General features: G+C 71.9%; 1 protein-coding gene. It reads right to left on the reverse strand.

Going from position 1 to position 644, the window contains the following annotated elements; all coding sequences use genetic code 11:
• Positions 1–626, reverse strand: a 626-nt coding sequence (locus B4M60_RS14830) for an LLM class flavin-dependent oxidoreductase (RefSeq protein WP_291085772.1), incomplete at its 3' end; no start/stop codon positions are given.
• Between the last annotated feature and the right edge of the window lie 18 nt (positions 627–644).

Raw genomic sequence — 644 nt, forward strand, 5'->3', positions numbered from 1 at the left:
AGGGGCATCCGGTAGCGGGCGGCGCGCACCACGGACTCCGGGCTGCCGCCCACCGCGATCCACGCGGCGAGGCCGTTCTCGGTCTTCGGGTAGACGTGCTGCTCGACCAGCGGCGGCCGGAGGTCTCCCGACCAGGTGACCGGCCCCTCGGGCAGCAGCGCGGCGAACAGGTCGAGCTTCTCGCTGAACAGCTGCTCGTACTGCTGGAGGTCGAAGCCGAACAGGGGGAACGACTCGGTGAACGACCCGCGGCCCAGGACGACCTCCGCGCGGCCGTTCGACATCGCGTCGATCGTGGAGAAGCGCTGGAACACGCGGATCGGATCGTCGCTGGAGAGCACGGTGACCGCGGACCCGAGGGTGATGCGCTCGGTCCGCGTGGCGATGCCGGCCAGCACGACGTCCGGGGCGGAGACGGCGAAGTCGGGACGGTGGTGCTCGCCGACGCCGAAGGCGTTCACCCCCACCCGGTCCGCGAGTACCGCCTGCTCGACCACGTCGCGGATCACCTGCGCGTGGGGGACGGGCGCGCCGTCCCGGTCGACGCTGGTGTCGCCGAAGGTGTCGAGGCCGAACGCGACGGCGTGCGCCGGGGACCCGGGGGTGGGGGGCGTGGGAGGAGTCATGCCGACTTATACACATCT

Source organism: Dietzia sp. UBA5065 (genome assembly GCA_002415925.1).
Taxonomy (GTDB): Bacteria; Actinomycetota; Actinomycetes; order Mycobacteriales; family Mycobacteriaceae; genus Dietzia.